The following is a 14,205-nucleotide window of genomic DNA, read 5'->3' on the forward strand; positions in this document are numbered from 1 at the left end:
AACCAAAACTTGACATATCTCAAAGCTGTCCGCTTAGCATTACAGGCCAAATGCCAACAAAATTTGGGAGAGACCTTTGTCCGATAGTGAATTTTCTGCGTTCTTGCTCGCGGGGGTCCTCAATGTTTGTGACAGCGACGGCGTTTCTGCCGAAGATGTTCTGGCGGCAGGTGGTGTAACCCCACATTCTCTTCAGGCGCCCGGCGCGACTGTTCTGCGCAGCAAGGCCGTTGCCGTTTTCGATGCCCTTTCAGCGGTGTCTCACCGACCAGATGCCGCGTTTCGGGCGGGCCTATATCTGCCTATCGAGCGGTCCTCGGAACTGGTGCAACTGTTCCGTTCATCACCCGACCTTCTGGCATTGGTCGCCCCGCTGAACGCTGCGCTCGGTAGCGTATGCGGTGGCCTGATCGGCGTTTCTGTCAGGAAGGACTATGCGCGCCTTGGATTTGGGTTTCCATCGTGGAACATCAAGCTCGAAGAGCCCTTTCAAGAAGCCGCGGCAGGCGCTGTCGTCTGTGCCCTTCGCACTCGTTTTGGACCAAACTGGAGACCTGTTCGCGTTCTCATGGGGCACCGGAGGCTCAAACCAGAAATTGCAACTTTCGAGGGCATTCAGGTGGTATTTGGAACTCCAGACAATGCGGTAATCCTGAGGGCAGAGGAGGTGAAATCGGAGCCGCGCCTGTCGACGTCCAGTGGACAGGTTAGTGAACAGCCGGAGCCCGGACAGCCGCCTGCAGGCGATGTCGAGTTTGCGAACGAGGTCCGCCGGGTCGTTCATGGCAGGCTCTTGCTCATGCTGGGTACGGAACTGGAGGACGTTTCCAAGGTGTTTGGAATATCGGGACGTACCCTGAAGCGTCGTCTCAGTGAAGAAGAGACATCCCTCAGTTCTATCGTCGAGGGCATCAGGCTGGCGGAAGCCGAGCGCCTGCTAATCGAAACCAGTTTGCCGGTCACCGAAATCTCAAGTGCTTTAGGATATGCGCACTTGCCAAGTTTCACACGAGCTTTCAAGCGCGTGACAGGATGTTCCCCGTCTGATTTTCGAGGCATCTCACGTTCGCCTTAAGGTTGATTTGCGCACGTGGCAAACTCGCCAACGACGGCAACTGTAAATGACCGGTTCGTCCCGCATCTTACCAGTTCAACCGCGGCGCAGCGAAGGTCCGGAACTCCTAGACCTGCCGTTCAGACAGCGCGCGGCGAATGACGGTGGAGAGCCCAGAACTGACATTGGTTTGTTCACTACTTTTGCATCTGCAGCGAATGGCAGCTCCGAGCCCAAAGCACCCGAATTGAAATCGCGTCCTTCGCTAACGCAGCAAACCGTTCGTCCTGACCAGTCTGATAATCTCGCCGCACGGTAGCTAAGAAAGCGGGCGTTTGCCGTCGGCGCAGCGAGATCAGGGAGGCATATGACCGAGTGACGGGCTTTTCCGCCTTATGCGTGTGCCGAGAAGTTCGCCAGCACGGATCAATTGGGTCAGTGGCCCAGGTGCCGCACAGTTCCAGTTCGAACCGGCCGTTCCCTTGTTCGTAGCCGGTGATACATGCTCACCATATTGCAGCGCCAAAAGCTCGGGCACACGGATTTCGCTCACAAATCCGCTTTTCCGCCCAAACGTCCTCCGGACGGATGCGGAAACAAAACTTGAAAAATGACGGCATGTCAGATAAAATAGATGTCATGTCAGAAATTGATCAAAAATTTGTTCCACCACTCATGAGCCCGCAAGCGACGCTTCGGACCAGCAAGTCAGATCGCACACTTGCCGCTATCTTGAACGCTGCGCTGGAGTTCATCTGGGTGCACCCATTTCGTGATCTGACGGTCAACAAACTGATGGCTTCCACAGGTCTTAGCCGCTCGGCCTTCTACCAGTACTTCCGAGACTTACATGACCTTATGGAAAGCTTGTTGGATCAGCTGAAAGGCGAGGTTTACGTCGTTACGGACCCGTGGTTCGAAGGCGTAGGAGACCCAGTCGCGAGACTGAACGAATCCCTCGCCGGGCTGGTTGACGTCTGCTTTCGGCTAGGTCCGATCTTACGGGCGGCCAGTGACGCATCGACCACCGACGCGACATTCGAAAGGGTCTGGATTCAATTCATTGAACAGTTCGATGATGCCATCACGGCCCGCATCGAGGCGGATCAGGCGCAAGGTCTGATTCCCGAGTTAGACGCCCGCTTTATGGCGATTACGCTGAATCGCCTGGATGTCTACACGCTTCTAAGGGCGTTTGGGCAGGAACCCAGGAGCAAGCCAGAAACGGTTCACGAAACTCTGGCGCGGGTCTGGATATCCACTCTGTACGGTAACAATTGGCTGGAGAGCGGATCCTCTGATCTGGTTCGAATATGAGACATCAGAGAAGTTGCGCGCACTCATTTACGAAGAACCAACCGAATTAAATGGAGGAAACGAAAATGAAACAGAAAACGAAGTCGATGATATTTTCCGGTGTTTTCGCGCTGAGTGCCTGCGCAGCAGCATTCAGCTATGCGGCGGAGTCGGTTACGGTCGACAACTTTGTGAGGGCCGAGACCGACAGAACAATGGCGGCTTATGTGGCACAGGGCGGGTTCGGCCAGTTCTTTCACATTCGGGAGGTGGTGGCGATCGACAAGCAGGACGTGATCCGGATGCAGCGCGATACGCTATACTCAATTGGGGTGTTCGATCTGACAAACCCGATTACGATAACGCTTCCGGAAAGCGACGGAAGGTACCTGTCGGCCCTGATCATCAACCAAGACCATTCGATGCTGCCGATGGAGTACGCCGCGGGCGAGTTTACGCTGACCCAAGATCTCATGGGAACCCGCTATGCGGTTGTCATTCTGAGAACGTTCGTCAACGCGAACGATCCGGCGGACGTCGCTGTCGGAGTTGACCTGCAGGATGCCGTGACAATTGCGCAGGACGATCCCGGCGTATTCGAGGTGCCGGATTGGGATCTTGAACAGGTTGAGGCTTTGCGCACTGCGATCAACGTACTGGCCGCGACGAAAGAGGATACATCCGGGTATTTTGGTGACAAGAATGAACTCAATCCGATCGATCACTTGCTCGGGACGGCTTTCGGCTGGGGCGGCAACCCGAAGGAGGCGACGATCTATCTTAACGCGGTGCCCGCAACCAACGACGGTCAGACGCCGCACCGCATGGAGATCCCCAACAAAATCCCAATCAATGACGGCGGATTTGTCTCGATCACGATGTACAACGCGGAAGGATACATGCAGGAAAACGACCTTGGGATGTATTCTGTCAATAACGCGACCGCCGAGCGCAATGAGGACGGATCGGTCACGATCCATGCTGGCGGTTGCGATGATGGCCGGGTGAATTGCCTTCCGATCACCGAAGGCTGGAACTACATCGTGCGGATGTACAAGCCGGGACCGGAAATTATATCAGGTGAATACCAGTTCCCTGTGTTCGAACCCGTGAACTGAGCCAGTTCCAGAGCAATTCCGAGGTGACGTCCCAACCACAGTGGTTCGGACATGACCTCGGAACAGATAAGGAGTGTATTCGCCATGAAGCAACGCAATCGTCTACTCTTGCTCACTGCAAGTGTCGCCGCCGTCGCGCAAATCGCCACAGTATCCCTTGCTCAAGATGCTGAGCCCCTGTGGGCGCACGCGCCGGATACAATCTCGTCTGAATGGAGCGCAGTGCTTTCCGCACTCGGCCAAGGGCGGGACGCGGCGGTGCCTTCCACGGATGATGTGCAAGCGTGGCAAGCACTGCAGGACACCGACATTACCGCAAAGATCAAAGCTGCGGCACCGTTCGTTGAGGCGTTCAACGGCACGCTTCGGGATATCACACTTGGCGGCGTCCCGACGGTCGAAGTCACACCTGACAAACTGGCACGCAACGACAAGATCGCAGTTTACCTACATGGTGGTGCCTATGTCTTCAACTCCGCCAGAGGTGCGATCACCTCGGCGATCCTACTTGCCAATGAAACGGGTCTGACGGTCATGTCCGTCGACTACACGCTTGCGCCACATGCCAAGTGGCAAGAAACAACCGATCAGGTCCTATCCGTCTTCGCCGCTCTTGATGAGCAAAACTTCGCGGCCACCAATATCGTGCTCTACGGCGACTCTGCGGGCGGCGGCCTCTCGGCCGGCAGTATCTTGAAGATGCGTGATCAGGGCATGGAAATGCCGGCAGCATTAATTCTCTGGTCGCCTTGGACCGATATCTCTGAGACCGGGGATAGCTACGTGACGCTCCGGGATGCCGAACCGTTCTTCACATATCAGGACGTACTCGGTCCGTCGGCGCTGGCTTATGCAGATGTGACGGACCACCGGCACCCCTACGTCTCCCCGGTCTACGGGGACTTTAAAATGGGCTTTCCGCCTACCCTCATCCAGGGCGGCACCAAAGAGATATTCCTCAGCAACTTTGTCAGGCTCTATCAAGCATTGGATCAGGCCGGGCAGACCGTGAAGCTCGACCTTTATGAGGGTATGCCGCATGTCTTCATGGCGGCTTTGCCGGAGTCGCCCGAGTCAAGAGTTGCTGTTAGCAAAGCGGGCGATTGGGTGTCCGAGCACTTGCTCGATGATTGAATTGAGCCCTAGGAAGCCAACTGTATCCAGACCTTGTCGGGGGGAAAGGCTGGTTCATTGGGCTGCGTCTTTATGGGCCGTTGGACACTTGGTTTGACCAGTGGCGACCCGGCGAAAAAGAACTGATGTATTAGGAGCACAGGGATCATGAAGAAACTTTCGCGAACTCTACAAGCCGTTCTGGTATCAGGATTTTCAATCTTTACCCTCGCACCGGCTTTTGCAGGGGGTCCCGCTGGGGGCTCTGGAGATCTGGCTCGAAATCCGTGTCTCGCCGAAGCCATCCAGCCAAAAGGTAAGATGAAAATGAGAAGTTTGGAACTTCTGTTAGAAGAGAGAAATTGATTATGAAATCGAAATCCTGCGTTGCAAGATGGATATTCATATTGGTCGCGTCGTTCTCACTGGTATCCTGCTCCGCCCCACCGCAGTTGATAGGCATTGATAATCCCAAAGTCCCCGTCGCGTCGGTTGAAACAGCGGTCAAACAAAAAGTGTTCCTGATGACAACCCGGCAATCAACTGAAACCGTTGGTGCGCTTTTTTCTGATCGACGGGCTCCGGAACTGGGCTTGGCATCTGTTCAGGTTTCTATTCCACCTACGCATGTTGCAGGCGAATTGGAACGCCCCAAAAGGTTACCGCCAGACCCGAGAACTGAGTTTGCGGTCGTCGAGCCAACCATCTACGCGACTGACGCGGCGTTCATCGCATCTGTCAATCAGGAATTGCGCAAAATCCCAAGGGGGCAAAGAGACATTCTCCTCTTTGTGCACGGCTACAATAACACCACCAGTGATGCTGTTTTGAGGCTGGCTCAATTCGTCGAGGATAGTGGATTTCAAGGTGTCCCCATACTTTTTGATTGGGCGTCGGCTGCAAGCCTCACACGCTACGTTTATGACTTAAACAGCGCCTTGATCGCTCGGCAAAGGTTTCCCGAAATCAGCGCGATCATGGCCCGCACCAATGCAGAAGGGTACGACGTATTTGCACATTCCATGGGCGCTTTCCTGACGATGGAAGCGATGAAAGATGCAGCACAGACAGGTCGATTTAATGCTGCAGGACGGCTTCAGACAATCATATTAGCTTCGCCTGACATCGATAAGGATCTATTCCGGTCGCAACTGGAGCAAATAGACACCAAATTCGACCGATTTTTCGTCTTGTTATCTGAAGACGACAGCGCCCTGAACATTTCCCGCCGAATTGCAGGCGGTGTTCCGCGTGTCGGCGCATCCAATATCGATGAACTCGCCGCTCTTGGAGTTATCGCGATCGATTTGTCAAAAATAGGTAATTCCAGTTCTGGAAGTCACTCGAAGTTCGCGGGCTCGCCGGAGGTTGTGCAGTTGATTGGCAATGGTCTAAACGACAACAGTCGATTTGACCGGAGTCAACGGGCCACTCAACTCGATGAGATTATTGGCGGAATTCCAGTTAGCATAGCTTTTCAGTGATGCGCATCGGCTCCTTCCATCTACACGCCGTTTATGCTGCCACTGGAGACAAAATGGTCGATAACTGTTCCTTGATCTTGATACGAGCCTCAGGCCACTTGGTCCGCAACTGAGACAACGGGCGCTGGCGCGGCGAAAGATTGGTTTGGGGGATTTGCGCTGCGCTGCCGCAAAGCATCTGTATGCGGGGCTTGCGTCGACGCGATGAAATTCGCTGCATCAGCATTAGGCGGGTTTGTCCGCATCTCGATTGTTCAAGCCAACCGCAGCGAAAAGGTAGTTTGGATTTCGCCCGTCTGTGCGCGATTGAATGGCTGGTCTGGGGGAAATCGCTGCGCCGCCGAAATTCCTGTGCTACGAGCGCGAGCAAATGCTGCATGAGCAATAGCTGCGCTAGCAAAAGGCGGCATTGTCCCGCATTGCAGTCATTGGAGACGGACACAGCGAACGGCCGCTTCAAGTCAGTTTATAGGTCCTGACCCTAGTGCTGCAAGGCGCGTTCGAATGCTCATTTCCGGCCCTCCAATATGCCTTCAACCCTGGCAATAAAGTCTGATGCGCTTTCATCGGGCAGCCGCGATACACTGTCATTTAACGCGCCACCCATAAGAAGGGCCACACGCGGGTTCGACGGAGCATCCGGCTTGGTTACGTCGCAAAGATAGATGCAATCCACCATTTGCCCCCCACCCCCATCTATCGCCTTTTCCATTTTCACCAATCGGCTTTTAAGGGTCATTTGATTGCCTCCAATGCTGCCAACCGGCGCTCTAGTTCTGTGGTTTCCAAGGTGCGGCGGAATTGCTCGATCACGGCCATCACAGTCGCAGCCTCAAGAGGGGTTACATCACCGTCTGAGATTGCCTTGAGAATGGCGCGGGCTGCGTTGGCCGCATCCGCTGCCGTCTCAATATCGGGAAGATCAAATGACACTGGAGAATCCTTGCGGGCGGGCGCGATCCGATCCAGACACAAGCGCAAAGCAGTCACGTCGCCATCCAGCGCCTTATCTATGGCTGCTTGGGTCAACGCTTCCTGCTGGCCCTCTAGCATCACCTCAATAGCTTGTGTGGTCTTGTGGCGGGCCCCCTTGGGCCTGCCGGGGTTGCCGGTGGCGAACTTTCCTGATTCATCAGTATACGTTGTTGCATCGTTATTACGTGTCATTCGGGTACTCCCAATATTTTGTCTTTCCATTCCAGTGACGCCCATTCGGCCCATGCTTTTCCCACTCGGTAAGCTGCCGCCATTGCTGCAATGATATGATGTTGCCGTTCCATGTTTTGGGGTGGCCGTTGATGGCAAAGCCGTGCCGCATGTCGCTACTTTGGGATGCGCTCCCATCAATTGATTTATCGTCCCGACACACCTCATAAACCATCATTAAGGGGGGCTCGGTTTCGCCCGCTCCCCCACCTTGGCCCTTTTCCGGTCTTTTTGATGGTTCTTGCTGTGTGTCGGGAGCGGAAATGGATGCAGGGTCCGCCTGCGCCGCTATGTCTAGCCAACGGCTCACTTCATGTCCTCCAACTTAGGATTGACTGAGTAAGATACAGACGGACGCCCGCCTGTTGTTGCTCTGATTTCACGCAACCAATCAGCGTCGATTAGAACACCAAGCGCTGCTTTCACATCTGTTGTCTTGAGCAGGCCAGTGCGGCCCTTGTTCTGAATGTCGCGCAGCTTGAACAGGGTAAGATCATCGGTGCGAATAATTGAGCCTATAGTTTTGGCGGCCTGAACCTCTGAGGGCATCTTAGCGGCCCCGTATGCGCGGTAGGCGTGTTTCCTGAGATATTCGCCAACAAAGTGACAAGCGCGTCCTACATGGTTCACGGTGATATGCGTCACAAAGTCATTTCCAGCATCAGCGGCCCAATCGAGGTGGGCCAGAACATTGGCGATCCGAACGACAAGCCCAGGCATTTTCCCAATGTGGCTTTTGTACAGGCCCGTTGAATCCGCTTCCCAAACACGACACCGACCACGGAACTCATGCAACGCGTCTGCAGCGTCCGGGCTGAAGTCGATGAAGAACGGGCGGCGGTTGCCGTTTTCATCTGTGCCATGAGGCAAGCCGTGCAGCATTTCGACTGCCTCAGTGAGTTTAGCCCCATCAAGTGAAACTGTTGGCCGCGACAAAGGCACAGCATCGGGGCAAACCACTATGAAGCGGGCAAGCAACCCGTCGTCATCAGAGTTCACCAGCAGGTCAGACAGTTTGTCGGGCTGCGTGCCTCCGATGATCGAGACGCTTAGATGATCCACCGTGATCGGCTCAGGGCTGTTCTTGCGGTCAATTGTGTAGCTACGCCCACCATATGCTTCTAGCCAGAATGGACGATCCCCGCCCCCGTTGTAACGATCCATACTGCCAAGCCAGCCAGACAATTCATCTCGTGCCAGTAGTAACCCACGCCATGTGGTTGATAGGAGGTCAGCAACCTTTTCTGTCGTGATATCTGTGATGCAGATGCGTTCTCTAACGGGTGGCGATCCTGCGTCCGCTTCACGCGGCTTTGATGGTGGTGTATCACCATCTGCCATTGCGCTTTTGGCGTCCTGCTTCCACTGCGACAAAACAAGCGCTGCAACCTCATTTTCGTCCGCCCACTTGTCGCGTGCCTTTCGATATATGTCCGTCATTTCCCGTTCGATATCTTTCACAGGGTCAAGAACAGCGTCCAAGGCTGGCGACTTGCCCGCCGATGGATCGCCCACCAACATTGCCCAAAGTACGGGCGGCTCTTTCCATCCCTCCCAAGGCACCGCCCAGCGGGAATTGCCAATAGCGGCCCCCGCTGTAGCCAAGAGGGTTAGAGCTACATAATCAGTGGGTGCGTTCTTTGTTTCCGCTGCGTCTGTGATCCACTGCGCCCACGGCCCGAACACCTGTTCAAATTCCGTGTTAGTCATAACAGGGGCAGGCGGTCGGATGGGCTCCCCCATCTTCGCGTCTGGCTCTGGCCAGTCTGAGGCGGTGTTGGCTTGGTCCTTGCCCAGCACGATTGATTGCGCGGGTTGTTGGTGGTCCCGTTCGGCGAACACTTCGCGCCATATCTCTTTGGTGCGCCCTTCGCCTGCGGCGTTTTTTAGCAGGGCGAGCGCTGGCGCAATCGTTGTCACGCTAGATGGGTGGGCGGCGCTATTCCAAACAACCTGTGCGGCCTTGGCATCACATGGGGTTCCGCCCGAATAGCGCTCTGAGAATGACAGGAAAGCATCATGCAGCGCGTCCCCGTAGGCAACCCGCAGCGACAGGGCCAGCTTTACCCAATCCTCACGTGTTAGGGTGTTTGGGGCTTCAGCAAGCAAGCGTCGCGTCGCGTTCAGTGTTTCTGGGTCGGATGCTCGCGTGTCACCGGTGTCGATAAACAAGTTAGTCGCAATTGATGGCGGGGCCTTTTCCTTTTCTTTCCTCGCCAGTATCGCAGCATCGACGGCATGAACTGGATAAGTAGGAAGGTCGCCTGCTTTGATCGCATCGGACAACTTGCGGGCCGCATAGCGGTATGAAGCGCCGTCTGCCATCACAGACCCCGGCGCGATGATATAGCCACCATCGCCCCGCGTATCGACGTTGCTGGCAACCTGGTGGCTGCTTGTTCTCGCCCCTTCGCAATGGGCAAAGAGATACTGAACGCCTCCACTCTGGGTTAAGACCTTCACGGCGGACGGAGGCAAAAGACCAAGTTCCTCAAGTTGCCGTTCACCAACTGGTTCGCCTGTCTTGCGGTCAATATCGCCATCAAGCACGGAGATCCCAGACGCCGCGCCTGTTGGCACGCCAACCACGGCTGACGGATGACTGGACCACCAACGCTCAATCTGGTCCACATCTGTCGTTGCAGATTTGAACCCATCAGACGTTAGGGGTGATTTGGCCCCTTTATCGCCGTTGGCCGCATTGCGGCATGGGAAGACGGGAAGGCCAGCGGATGCCAAAGATTTTGCCACCTCCAAGTTGCGCTGGATGGCAGGGGAAGTTTGTATTGCGGCCATATTCACAGGCAATCCTCCTTAATTTCTTTTGCGTAGAGAATGCGCTCAAGGGCGTTGAGGTCGCGCACGGTGCCATCTTTCGTCATGAGCAACGGTTTGATTTTGATATCTTTGCCCCAGACGCCTTTCGCCTTGCCTTGCACCCAGCGAATGGTGCCAGCAATTGGCCAGATGATTTCCCCGTTCGGGCGGATTTGGGCTTGTTGTTCGTGTGACCAACTCATGCTGAGTCCTCCCCAAAGTGCAGACCGGCAATCAAGCGGGCGTGGGTTTCTGAGATACCGTAGAGGCGTTGGAGGCGGGCGATTTGCAATGTGAAGGCCATCAGCGCGCACCCCCTGTGATCCGATGGACACCTTGACCAATGAAGTAGACGCCGAATGTTGCGCGATCCGTTGCCGCGTCGTTCTCGTACATCTCCTTGGTGATCGGGACACCGTATTCTCGGCGCAGGACGCAATCACGGTCGGAGATGCGAACCGGGCTGGCGCAGTAGACCGGGCTGAGCAGCAGGGCGTCGAGAATGATGCGATTGCCCTTGGCGAGCGTGATTGTGCGCTTTTCACCGTCTTGCCCTGTGATCTCGTAGCGAGCGAGTGCCTTTTCGGTGGGGAGGTCGCGCCACGCCTCTACGCGCAGGGTGTTGACCGGGGGGCGGTTTGTGTAGCCTTTAGATTTGCTATGGTTCGTCATGGTCCGCGTTCCTTTCGGTTGTGCGGACGGTTCAAATGCGCTAACTTCTGTTCACCGCTGAAAAGAAATATCGCCCCTGACCGTCTCGCTAGCGGTTGGGGGTTTTCTTATGCGGCTGCGCACATTTTGGTGTCGATGTAGCGATTGAGTTCATCAAACTCGATCCGGGTGGAACCACCCATTTTTACGAATTTGATATTGCCTGCTTTACGCTCTTTATAGAGCGTAGCGCGGCTCTCGTTCGAGTATGCTACGGCCTGTGGAATGCTCAACAAGCGGGCTTTGATGTCTGAGGGTGTATGCATGGGGGTCGCTCCATCTAAGTGTATGCGACCCCCAATTTAAGCAAATGCCAGAAAAATAAAAAAGGAGTTTTCCCCTAACTTTTGGGGCGATTAATCCTTATTGCTGACCTCGCCCGGGCTTCCGGACTAGCCTTAATTTCTAGTGCGTTGAAAACGTCGGTTACAAACGAAAGAAACGGCCCATAGGCCTTTCCGCCTAATGCCGGAACTGTGGCGGTCTTACCGCTAAGCTTTTCAAACACATCGAAACACTTCTCAGCCGTTCCAGCGGCACCTGTTTTCTTAGGTTTGTTGTTATTTCTTTCAAACCCGGGTCCTTCACCGAACGCTGTATTCACTGAGGGCGCATGTTCCGAAATGTTGGGGATTACATGGGCAACTGAAGCCGCTATTTGATGCAGGTGTTCTACGAAAAATGCGGGTGCCTCAAGCGCGGTCAGCTGTAGGTGTTGCAGCCCGTCATCTTTAGCAAACATCAGTTGTTTGGCTGGACGATCCAAGGCTTTACTGCCATGCCAGCCGACTTCGGAAAATTCAACCGCGGCTCGTTTGAGAAGGGTCACGGCCTTTTCCAATCCCTTGATGTCTTTAGTTGGATGCCTGTCACTGCGTTCTATATCTTCAAGAGCGCTGAATAGTGACCACTCATCATATATTTCCTCAGCTTGGGCTTCGAAACGCTCACTGATCGTTGCCGGAAAGTGAGCATTCAATACCGCGATAATTTTAGGCATAATCAAATACCGGCTCATGCTGAATAGTCTCCCACGTAAACAATCTTTGAGCACTCGCCCGTCACCAATTCCGCCCATCTGTCCAAGGCCTGCGCCCGTTGGGGTAATTGCTGGGCCTGATTATAGACTCTTGCAACCGCGCTCGGCGCAGAGCCGCTAGCAGAGTGGTTCAATATTCGGTCCACCACCGTTTCAGGTTCGCCCGACTCGGCAAGGGCAGTCGCCATCGCAGTTCTAATATCGTGGAGACGCCAGTGCTCAAAATCATTTCCCAACAATCTGTCGAAGCTGCGTTTCATTCTTGAAAAGCCGGAAATTGGAGTTTTCCCGTTGGTGGTAAAAATATACTCGGAGCCGTTTGGTTCCATCATTTGGATTTCCGACATGGCGGGTGGAGACAAGTGAGTAATATGTGGTTTGCCGTTCTTTGTTTCTGACCCAGCCTTAATTAAGCGCCGTTTTTCAAAATCTACCTGTACCCAACGTAGTTTTGCTATCTCGGCGCGACGTTGGCCCGTCAACAGCATCAACCGCAGGAATGGTCCCCAAAGCACACCCATCGAGTAAGTCGCTTGCCAAATCTGTTGCGTTTCCGAAATGCTTAGAACCCGCTCGCGCGCGGTTTCGCTTGTCGCTTTTGGAATACCGGCACCGATAGGGGTTTCGATGTATCCACGTTGCCATGCCCAGTTCGTCAAAGCCAGCAACATGCTACGGATGCGGTTAGCGTAAACCTTGTAGCCCTCCATTGCCTTCGCGTCTATCGCTTCTTGGATATCCTTGCGTGTCAGTTTGGCAATTGACTTGCCTAAATGCCTGGAGAGAGCTTTCTCGATTGCCCTCTTGCGTTCCATGCCTGTACGCAATGCTGACAAGTGCAACCTGTCGTAGGTATCTATAACTTGCTGAACGGTGGACAAACTCGCCAGAGCGGCCTCGGCCTCTAAGCGGTTTTCCTGTGCGACTGAAACCCTGTCGATCCCCTTGGCGGCTTCGACTTCGATTTCCAATGCCTCTGCGCGCGCACTTGCGAGTGATAGCTCCGGCCACGTCCCTAAAGTATGCTTGCGCTTCTTGCCGCCCTTAACCCTCTTCTCGTACATCCAGACGGCTTTGCCCTTCGGAAACAGCAGGCTTGCCGCGTAAAGGCGCAGCCTAAGACCCCGGCGCTTAGCGTCTGAGATTTCGATGCGGCCGATATCAGGCGCTCTTAGTGCCCTGATATATGGGTCTGATAAATCAACTTTCACATCCAAACTCTTTTCAGGGGACACACAGGGGACAAAATACCCCAGATGGTGGCAGATTGCTATGGACACTTATGGACGTGTAGTCCTTGGGGGGACAATACATATCTGTTTATAAAATATAAATAAAAAAACTTTTGTAGAACGGGTGCGGACATTTTTGGACGCTGTTAGACGAAATTTAAAAAAGAATATTCTCGGTCTCCAAAACCGAGGGTCAAGAGTTCGAGTCTCTTAGCCCCTGCCAAGTTTCCAGAAATATTGCCAGAAATTGGTGGGCGTGCAGGTGGGTTGCCACAATGTTGCCACGTTCTTTCCAACGATAGGCCCGAATGGGCCGCTAATTTTCCGACAACGGTTCCTGATCAATAGGGCCCGCGATGGAGATGATGCCATGCAGCCAGACCCCAAAAATGATCTTGATCCGGTCTCACTTGCCGCAATTCGCGCGCTGATGGACGCTGAGCCTGCACCACAAGGAGCTGAGGCTACTCGGAATGCGTCGACCAAAGAGATTTTGGCGCAAGATGCAAAACCGCAAGCACCTGTTGCCCCCATAAAAAAGAAAAAGTGGCGCAAGGCGGATGTTTTGCCTGAAATTGCTCCGCAAATGGACGAAGAGGCGGGGGACGCGCCGCGCAAACGTCATGCGTCAAAGGTTGCTAAGAAACCCGAAAGCGGCCGTTTCGCGTCTAAAATTGAGGCGCTCAAAGCGAAAGTGACGGGCTATCGCCCGACGCCTCGGCATATCTTGCTGGGGTGCCTGCTTGTGTTGATTGTTATGCGCCCATGGTTGGTGGTTGGGTTTGTTCTGCTGATTGTGTTCGTATTCACGGTGATTTTTCTGATCCTAGGGTATGATGGATTCTGGCACCGTAGCATGGCCCTTGGCCGTTGGTACGCAAAACGCAGGCCGAAACGCACAGCCGAGCTGCATGGGCGTATGGACCTCTTTGCGGTGAGGTGGGATGCTTTCCTTGACCGTTTCCCAGAAGGGACGGTGGATGGTCTTTATCTGCCTGACTTTGGTGCATTAGCCCAAGCTGATGCGCGTCACGAAGAGGCGTTGGAGCGCCGCTTGGACGGATTGCGCAACGACGGGGCTTGAACCAACAGCATCGCGCGTCAAACTGCAGCCTTGAAACCCTCAAGCAGAGCC

15 protein-coding genes are annotated in these 14,205 nt (G+C 54.4%); 6 read left to right on the forward strand and 9 right to left on the reverse strand.

Annotated elements, in window-relative coordinates; genetic code table 11:
• Positions 1–76 precede the first annotated feature (76 nt).
• The 5 genes from C1J03_RS03070 to C1J03_RS03095 all read left to right on the forward strand — a co-directional run bounded on the left by C1J03_RS03070 (position 77) and on the right by C1J03_RS03095 (position 6,065).
• Positions 77–1,075: an AraC family transcriptional regulator gene (locus C1J03_RS03070; RefSeq protein WP_114883554.1), complete on the forward strand. Its 999-nt coding sequence runs from the start codon at positions 77–79 to the stop codon at positions 1,073–1,075.
• 597 nt (positions 1,076–1,672) lie between these two features.
• Complete coding sequence (locus C1J03_RS03075; RefSeq protein WP_162798430.1) at positions 1,673–2,371, forward strand: TetR/AcrR family transcriptional regulator; 699 nt, start codon at positions 1,673–1,675, stop codon at positions 2,369–2,371.
• 65 nt (positions 2,372–2,436) lie between these two features.
• Positions 2,437–3,468 carry a DUF1214 domain-containing protein gene (locus tag C1J03_RS03080; protein WP_216825890.1) on the forward strand — a complete coding sequence of 344 codons (1,032 nt, stop codon included), beginning with the start codon at positions 2,437–2,439 and terminating at the stop codon, positions 3,466–3,468.
• A gap of 84 nt (positions 3,469–3,552) precedes the next feature.
• A complete protein-coding gene (locus C1J03_RS03085) occupies positions 3,553–4,602 on the forward strand; it encodes an alpha/beta hydrolase (protein WP_162798431.1) in 1,050 nt (349 codons plus the stop codon).
• 620 nt (positions 4,603–5,222) lie between these two features.
• The gene (locus tag C1J03_RS03095; protein ID WP_211318228.1) at positions 5,223–6,065 is read left to right on the forward strand and encodes an alpha/beta hydrolase; all 843 of its coding nucleotides are present in this window, start codon (positions 5,223–5,225) and stop codon (positions 6,063–6,065) included.
• A 508-nt stretch (positions 6,066–6,573) separates the two neighbouring features.
• On the opposite strand, the gene C1J03_RS03100 is transcribed toward C1J03_RS03095, so the two are convergent.
• From C1J03_RS03100 to C1J03_RS03140, 9 genes are all read right to left on the reverse strand, one after another.
• Positions 6,574–6,804: a hypothetical protein gene (locus tag C1J03_RS03100; protein ID WP_114883598.1), complete on the reverse strand. Its 231-nt coding sequence runs from the start codon at positions 6,802–6,804 to the stop codon at positions 6,574–6,576.
• Positions 6,801–7,232 carry a DUF5681 domain-containing protein gene (locus C1J03_RS03105; RefSeq protein WP_114883600.1) on the reverse strand — a complete coding sequence of 144 codons (432 nt, stop codon included), beginning with the start codon at positions 7,230–7,232 and terminating at the stop codon, positions 6,801–6,803. Before C1J03_RS03105 ends, C1J03_RS03100 begins: the two co-directional genes overlap by 4 nt.
• On the reverse strand, positions 7,222–7,581 hold the full coding sequence (locus tag C1J03_RS03110; protein WP_114883602.1) for a hypothetical protein: 360 nt from the start codon (positions 7,579–7,581) through the stop codon (positions 7,222–7,224). Before C1J03_RS03110 ends, C1J03_RS03105 begins: the two co-directional genes overlap by 11 nt.
• Positions 7,578–10,067 (reverse strand): DUF3987 domain-containing protein, encoded by a 2,490-nt coding sequence (locus tag C1J03_RS03115; RefSeq protein WP_114883604.1) that lies wholly within the window; start codon positions 10,065–10,067, stop codon positions 7,578–7,580. Before C1J03_RS03115 ends, C1J03_RS03110 begins: the two co-directional genes overlap by 4 nt.
• A 2-nt stretch (positions 10,068–10,069) precedes the next feature.
• Positions 10,070–10,291, reverse strand: a complete 222-nt coding sequence (locus C1J03_RS03120; protein ID WP_114883606.1) for a hypothetical protein — start codon at positions 10,289–10,291, stop codon at positions 10,070–10,072.
• Positions 10,292–10,391: 100 nt separating this feature from the next.
• The gene (locus C1J03_RS03125; protein WP_114883608.1) at positions 10,392–10,760 is read right to left on the reverse strand and encodes a hypothetical protein; all 369 of its coding nucleotides are present in this window, start codon (positions 10,758–10,760) and stop codon (positions 10,392–10,394) included.
• 107 nt (positions 10,761–10,867) lie between these two features.
• Positions 10,868–11,065 (reverse strand): helix-turn-helix domain-containing protein, encoded by a 198-nt coding sequence (locus tag C1J03_RS03130; RefSeq protein WP_114883610.1) that lies wholly within the window; start codon positions 11,063–11,065, stop codon positions 10,868–10,870.
• Positions 11,066–11,139: 74 nt separating this feature from the next.
• Positions 11,140–11,817 (reverse strand): hypothetical protein, encoded by a 678-nt coding sequence (locus C1J03_RS03135; RefSeq protein WP_114883613.1) that lies wholly within the window; start codon positions 11,815–11,817, stop codon positions 11,140–11,142.
• Positions 11,814–13,049: a tyrosine-type recombinase/integrase gene (locus C1J03_RS03140; protein ID WP_254694256.1), complete on the reverse strand. Its 1,236-nt coding sequence runs from the start codon at positions 13,047–13,049 to the stop codon at positions 11,814–11,816. The genes C1J03_RS03135 and C1J03_RS03140 overlap by 4 nt, the downstream gene beginning before the upstream one ends.
• A 391-nt stretch (positions 13,050–13,440) precedes the next feature.
• Between C1J03_RS03140 and C1J03_RS03145 the strand changes: the two genes are divergently transcribed.
• Complete coding sequence (locus tag C1J03_RS03145) at positions 13,441–14,154, forward strand: heme biosynthesis HemY N-terminal domain-containing protein (RefSeq protein ID WP_114883618.1); 714 nt, start codon at positions 13,441–13,443, stop codon at positions 14,152–14,154.
• Positions 14,155–14,205: the final 51 nt, after the last annotated feature.

It is taken from the genome of Sulfitobacter sp. SK012, assembly GCF_003352085.1.
Lineage (GTDB): Bacteria > Pseudomonadota > Alphaproteobacteria > Rhodobacterales > Rhodobacteraceae > Sulfitobacter.

Excerpts from the sequence above, each read along its gene's own strand:
- C1J03_RS03085 (WP_162798431.1), top strand. The coding sequence starts at position 3,553 with ATGAAGCAACGCAATCGTCTACTCTTGCTCACTGCAAGTGTCGCCGCC.
- C1J03_RS03075 (WP_162798430.1), top strand. The coding sequence starts at position 1,673 with ATGTCAGATAAAATAGATGTCATGTCAGAAATTGATCAAAAATTTGTT.
- C1J03_RS03145 (WP_114883618.1), top strand. The coding sequence starts at position 13,441 with ATGCAGCCAGACCCCAAAAATGATCTTGATCCGGTCTCACTTGCCGCA.
- C1J03_RS03125 (WP_114883608.1), bottom strand. The coding sequence starts at position 10,760 with ATGACGAACCATAGCAAATCTAAAGGCTACACAAACCGCCCCCCGGTC.
- C1J03_RS03130 (WP_114883610.1), bottom strand. The coding sequence starts at position 11,065 with ATGCATACACCCTCAGACATCAAAGCCCGCTTGTTGAGCATTCCACAG.
- C1J03_RS03120 (WP_114883606.1), bottom strand. The coding sequence starts at position 10,291 with ATGAGTTGGTCACACGAACAACAAGCCCAAATCCGCCCGAACGGGGAA.
- C1J03_RS03100 (WP_114883598.1), bottom strand. The coding sequence starts at position 6,804 with ATGACCCTTAAAAGCCGATTGGTGAAAATGGAAAAGGCGATAGATGGG.
- C1J03_RS03080 (WP_216825890.1), top strand. The coding sequence starts at position 2,437 with ATGAAACAGAAAACGAAGTCGATGATATTTTCCGGTGTTTTCGCGCTG.
- C1J03_RS03115 (WP_114883604.1), bottom strand. The coding sequence starts at position 10,067 with ATGGCCGCAATACAAACTTCCCCTGCCATCCAGCGCAACTTGGAGGTG.
- C1J03_RS03105 (WP_114883600.1), bottom strand. The coding sequence starts at position 7,232 with ATGACACGTAATAACGATGCAACAACGTATACTGATGAATCAGGAAAG.
- C1J03_RS03135 (WP_114883613.1), bottom strand. The coding sequence starts at position 11,817 with ATGAGCCGGTATTTGATTATGCCTAAAATTATCGCGGTATTGAATGCT.